The following is a 4920-nucleotide window of genomic DNA, read 5'->3' on the forward strand; positions in this document are numbered from 1 at the left end:
GCGGCATAGGGTCGGGCGTCGATGGAGAAGAGCAGTTGCCCCTTGCGGACGAGCGCGCCGTCCGTGAAGTGCACCCCGGTGATCGCGCCCGACACGCGGGGGCGTACCTCGACCGATTTGCTCGCCTCGAAGCGGCCGACATAATCGTCCCATTCGGTGACCGCACGGACGAGCGGCTGCGCCACCGAGACGGTAGGGACCGGCATCGCCGCCACCGCAGGTCCGTCATGATCTATCAGGCCCCAGGCCGCTGCGATCGCAACGAGTGGCAGCGCCGCCCAGCCGGCCTTGCGCCAGCGGGTGCGTCGCGGCGCATCCTGCGCGTCCTCCGCGGGCGCATCGATCTTCGAGATCATGTTCATGCGCGGGCCTCTCGTCGCGGGCGGTCCATGCCGATGCTGGTAAGCATGGTCTCGTACTGGTCGAGCGAGAAGCCGGCCGACAGGAACGCCTTCAGCTCGGCGGAGGGCACGGAGAAGCCGCGGTGCCAGCTTAGCACCGCCATCCGCCGCAGCGCCTCCAACCTCGGATCGGCCAGATGCCGGCTGGAAGCGCCATCGCCGAACAGATTGCTCAACGCCATAGCGATCCGGCCGGGCTTCGCGAGCGACGAAATCCGGTCGCGCTTCGCCAACGCCACCACCGACCACTCCAGCGCTGTCAGACCTGTCGGCGCGGGAGCGGCGTTTTCGGCACGCAACCGATCGGAATGCGCGGCGAGGATCGGGTCGGCGGAGAAATCGACATAGGCCATGGGAAACTCCCTTGAACTGGAGGCGCGGCGCTGCGGCGCGTATACGCGACCATCCGGCCGCGGCGACGCCGCGGAACGGCAGCGCTGACGTTGAAGACGAAACGGCCCGAGCCCGGCAGCAGGGCTGCGGGTCAGGACGGTTGCTGAAATGGGTAAGCTGGACGGGCGGCGCCGATTACTGGGCGGCCACCCCGCGACTGGGCAGTTCGATCATGCGGCCTCCTCGACGGGCCAAACGCCTTCGATGCCGCCTTCTTCTATACTGCTCGGTATGGAACTTGTTCCGTGGCGCGTCAACGCCTTTTTATACCGGTCGGTAAAATAGTTTCAGCGGGTCGGCCACATCATCAGGCTGGTGTCTACCACGCTCTCCAGATCGGCGCGCGTCGCACCCGATCCCGCCTGCACGGCCATGCCTTGCAGGATCGCATAGAGGTAGCTCGTCAGCCCGCCGACATCGACATGCTCGGGCAGGTCGCCGTCCAGTTTCGCCCGTTCGAAACGCTCGACCAAGGCAGCCTGCGACGAGGCACGCCGCTGGATCACGTCCGCCTTGATCGAATCGGCCTCCGCGCCACACGCCGTGGCGCTGATCACGCCGAGGCACCCCTTGGGATCGCAGGTGCTCGTCTGCGCATCGATCGCGCCGCGCATGAAATGCTCCGCGACCGCCCGCGCCGTCGGCTGCTTCAGCGCCTCGCGGGTATATTCGAGCTTCTCGGTCTCGTAGAGCTCAAGCGCCTTGTGGAAGAGCGCTTCCTTGTTGCCGAACGCAGCGTAGAGACTCGGCTTGGTGATGCCCATCGCCTGGGTCAGATCGGCCATCGAAGCGCCTTCATAGCCCTTCGACCAGAACACGCCCAAGGCGGCCGCCAAAGCCTGATCCACGCAGAACTCGCGCGGTCGGCCTTTAGCAACGGAGGTGAGAACATCTTCCATAACGACTGGTATATAAGTCTCCCTGGTGATCATAGCAATGGTAGGCTGCTGCTGATCGACGGCGTCGCGGGCATGCTCGCGGGCGGCTTCGTCCGTGACCGGCTCGGCGCGCGCGATCGCGACTGGTATGCGCGGCTACCCGCGATCTGCTCCCTCATAGCATTGCCGCTATTCGCGATCGGCATCCTTTCGCGGTCGAGCACGGTGGCGTTCCTCGCCTCGGGGGTGCCGCACCGACTGGTCTATGTCTGGCTCGCCCCCGTCGTCACCGCCGTGCAGCACCTGGTGCCCGCACATATGCGCGCCAGGGCGTCCGCGACCTTTCTGCTGGGGAACAACCTGATCGGGCTCGGCGCCGGGACTATGCTGCTCGGCACGCTGTCGGACGCGATGCCCGCGCAGTTCGGCGGGGAGGCGCTGCGGTACGCGATGTTGGCGGGCTTGGGATTATACATCTTGGCGGGGTTGCTAATGTGGGCAGCGTCATCCGCGTTGCGATAGATCGGGTGGACTGATCGAGACCCGGCACCGGGCATTCGGCTGGACGGGACCGAAGCTGGCGCCGCCTGGGTGTCGCCGCCGCTGACGACGACGTAACCGGGCAGAGACCAGCTCCGCATCCACCATGATGCGCTATTTGTGGCCGCCGTGACCAGCGTTCTGGTTGTTGTCCTTGCTCGCGGTGTTGTGGCTGTTGTCTTGCTTCTTGTTGCCACCCTCGTCGTTCTTCCCGTTCTTCTGGAAGTCGCCCTTCTTCTTGTGGTCGGTCATCGTCTCTCTCCTGATGGGGGAAGGATTAACGCGTCGGAGCAGGCGAGTTTCCGTAACCCGGCAGTCGAGTCTCGTTAGCGCTTCACCACCGCGCATCGCGACGATAGGGTCACGTCGAAACCGATCAGGGGACCAGAATGCGCAGACTGCCTTGGCTTACAGCCGCCGCCCTCGTGCTCGCCACACCCGGCGCGCTTGCTGCGCAAGTGCCGGCTACCGCGGTGGCCGCGGTGCCGGCTGAGGACGCACGCTTCTACGCGTTCCTGGACAAGGAGTTTGCCGAGGACCTGCGCGAACGGCCGCAGCTCGCCACGCAGCTTGGGCTGAAGGAGGGCCGCGACCGGCTCGACGACATCAGCGACGCCGCCGCCTTGCGCAGGCTGGCGTGGCGGCGGGCGAGCATTGCCCGGATGAAGGCGGGGTTCGATCGCTCCAAGCTTTCGCCCGACGCGCAGGTCAATTACGACATCTGGGCGCTGGAGCTCGACCGTGCCGAGCTGAGCTACCGCTTCCGGATGCAGGCGCCGCCCTTCTATTCGTTCCTCTATTCGGCGCACGCGCAGCTGCCGAACTTCCTCATCAACACGCACACCGTCCAGGATGCGGACGACATGCGCGCCTATGCCGCGCGGGTCAGGGCGATCCCGGCGGTGCTCGACACCGCCGTCCAGCAAAGCCGCGCGTCGGATGCCGCGGGCGTGCGCGCGCCCCAATTCCAGATGGAGCGCGTCGTTACCGGCAGTCGCGCGATCGTCACCGGGGCGCCGTTCGACGACGCCAAGGACTCGCCGCTATGGGCCGACGCCAAGGCCAAAGTCGCCAAGCTCCAGGCGGGCGGCAAAGTCGATGCGGCACAGGCGGCAGCATTGCTCGCGGACACGCGCACCGCGCTGCTGACGATCAAGCCGGCCTATGACCGCGTGATCGCGTGGGCGCAGACGGACCTGCCGACCGCCCCGAGCGGACGGCTCGGCGCGCTGACGCTGCCGAATGGCGCCGCCTGGTACGCCGCGGCGTTGAAGCTCAACACCACCACCGACCTCAGCGCCGAGCAGATCCACCAGATAGGGCTGGCCGAGGTCAAGCGGATCGAGGGGGAGCAGGACGCGCTCGCCCGCGCCGCGGGGATGAAGGACCGGCAGGCCTTCTATGCGGAGATCGGCCGCCGCTTCCCGGTGGTGCCGTGGAACGACGAACTGCGCGCGAAATACCTGAAGGACGCCAATGACGCCCTGACCTTCAACCGCACGCTTCTGCCCAAATACTTCGGGAAGCTGCCGGTCCACACGATGGAAGTTGTCCGCGAGCCGTCGTTCAGCGAAGTCGCGGGCGGCGCGGCGCATGCGGCGGGGCCGAGCCGCGACGGCGCACGTCCCGGTCGGGTCTACGTACACCTGCTCGGCACCACCGACGCGACCCCGCCTTCGGCGCTGCGCGACCTGATGTGCCACGAGGGCGTGCCCGGCCACGTCATGCAGGGCGACATCCAGGTCGGCCAGTCCGGCGGCCCGAAGTTCCGGCAAAGCACGCGCTACGTTGCGTTCGGGGAGGGCTGGGGCTTGTATGCCGAGGCGCTGTGCAAGGAGATGGGCGCTTTTCCCGAGGCGTCCGACGATTTCATGCGGCTCGATGCCGAGTTATTCCGCGCCGCGCGCCTGGTGGTCGACACCGGTATCCACGCCAAGGGGTGGAGCGAGCGACAGGCGATCGACTATCTCGTCAACACCGGCCGCGCGGCGCCCGACCAGGGCCGGTCGGAAGTCCGCCGGTACATCACGCTACCGGGGCAGGCGACCGGCTATAAGATCGGCATGATCAAGATCGTCGAGCTCCGACGCAAGGCCGAGCGCGAGCTGGGCCCGAAATTCGACATCCGCGGCTTCCACGACCTGCTGATCGGATCGGGCTCGCTGCCGCTGCCGATCCTCGAACGCCAGGTCGACGGCTGGATCGCCGAGCGTCGACGGGCTTAGAACGGGCGTACGACGCCTTAACCGCCAGCGCCCGCGGTGCGCATCACGAAGCGCGCGCCGCCATCATCGGTCTGTTCGACGTCGATGCTCCAGCCATGCGCGACGACGATCTGGCGGACGAGGTTCAGGCCGATCCCCGTGCCCTCCGCGCGGGTCGTGTAGAAGGGCAGGAAGATGTCCCTGCGCAGTGGCTCGGGCACGCCGGGACCATTGTCGGCGATCGATAGCGTGAGGCCGCCGGCACGCTCGGTGATGATGCGAAGTGTGACGCGCGGCTGGTCGGCGCCCGCCGCGGCGGCCTGGGCGGCGTTGCGCAGCAGGTTGATCAGTGCCTGGGCCAGCAGGTCCGGGTCGGCGTGGAGCATCAGCGACGCATCGACATCCGCATGGAAGCTGGTTCCTGGCCATTCGAGACCGACCATGCGGATCAGCTCGTCGGCGAAAACGTCGGCCGCGAACGCCTGGAGCCGCACTACGGGCGCG

7 protein-coding genes are annotated in these 4920 nt (G+C 67.1%); 2 read left to right on the forward strand and 5 right to left on the reverse strand.

Annotated features, from left to right (window positions below; all coding sequences use genetic code 11):
* The 3 genes from VF643_RS03735 to VF643_RS03745 all read right to left on the reverse strand — a co-directional run.
* On the reverse strand, window positions 1-362 hold a 362-nt coding region (locus tag VF643_RS03735; RefSeq protein WP_331042031.1), incomplete at its 3' end, for a biotin/lipoyl-binding protein.
* Complete coding sequence (locus VF643_RS03740; protein WP_331042032.1) at window positions 359-754, reverse strand: hypothetical protein; 396 nt, start codon at window positions 752-754, stop codon at window positions 359-361. The genes VF643_RS03740 and VF643_RS03735, both read right to left, overlap by 4 nt.
* A gap of 327 nt (window positions 755-1081) precedes the next feature.
* Window positions 1082-1693, reverse strand: coding sequence for a TetR/AcrR family transcriptional regulator (locus VF643_RS03745; protein ID WP_331042033.1), 612 nt, complete (start codon window positions 1691-1693; stop codon window positions 1082-1084).
* Between the two features lie 72 nt (window positions 1694-1765).
* Here VF643_RS03745 and VF643_RS03750 point away from each other — a divergent pair, with 72 nt between their 5' ends.
* The gene (locus VF643_RS03750) at window positions 1766-2194 is read left to right on the forward strand and encodes a hypothetical protein (protein ID WP_331042034.1); all 429 of its coding nucleotides are present in this window, start codon (window positions 1766-1768) and stop codon (window positions 2192-2194) included.
* A gap of 132 nt (window positions 2195-2326) precedes the next feature.
* On the opposite strand, the gene VF643_RS03755 is transcribed toward VF643_RS03750, so the two are convergent.
* A complete protein-coding gene (locus tag VF643_RS03755) occupies window positions 2327-2464 on the reverse strand; it encodes a hypothetical protein (RefSeq protein ID WP_331042035.1) in 138 nt (45 codons plus the stop codon).
* A gap of 137 nt (window positions 2465-2601) precedes the next feature.
* On the opposite strand from VF643_RS03755, the gene VF643_RS03760 reads away from it, so the two are divergent.
* Window positions 2602-4437 (forward strand): DUF885 domain-containing protein, encoded by a 1836-nt coding sequence (locus VF643_RS03760; RefSeq protein ID WP_331042036.1) that lies wholly within the window; start codon window positions 2602-2604, stop codon window positions 4435-4437.
* 17 nt (window positions 4438-4454) lie between these two features.
* Here VF643_RS03760 and VF643_RS03765 read toward each other — a convergent pair.
* Window positions 4455-4920 (reverse strand): ATP-binding protein (locus VF643_RS03765; RefSeq protein ID WP_331042037.1); only part of this gene is annotated, 466 nt, incomplete at its 5' end.

Origin of the sequence: Sphingomonas sp. (assembly GCF_036387595.1) — a bacterium.
GTDB lineage: Bacteria > Pseudomonadota > Alphaproteobacteria > Sphingomonadales > Sphingomonadaceae > Sphingomonas.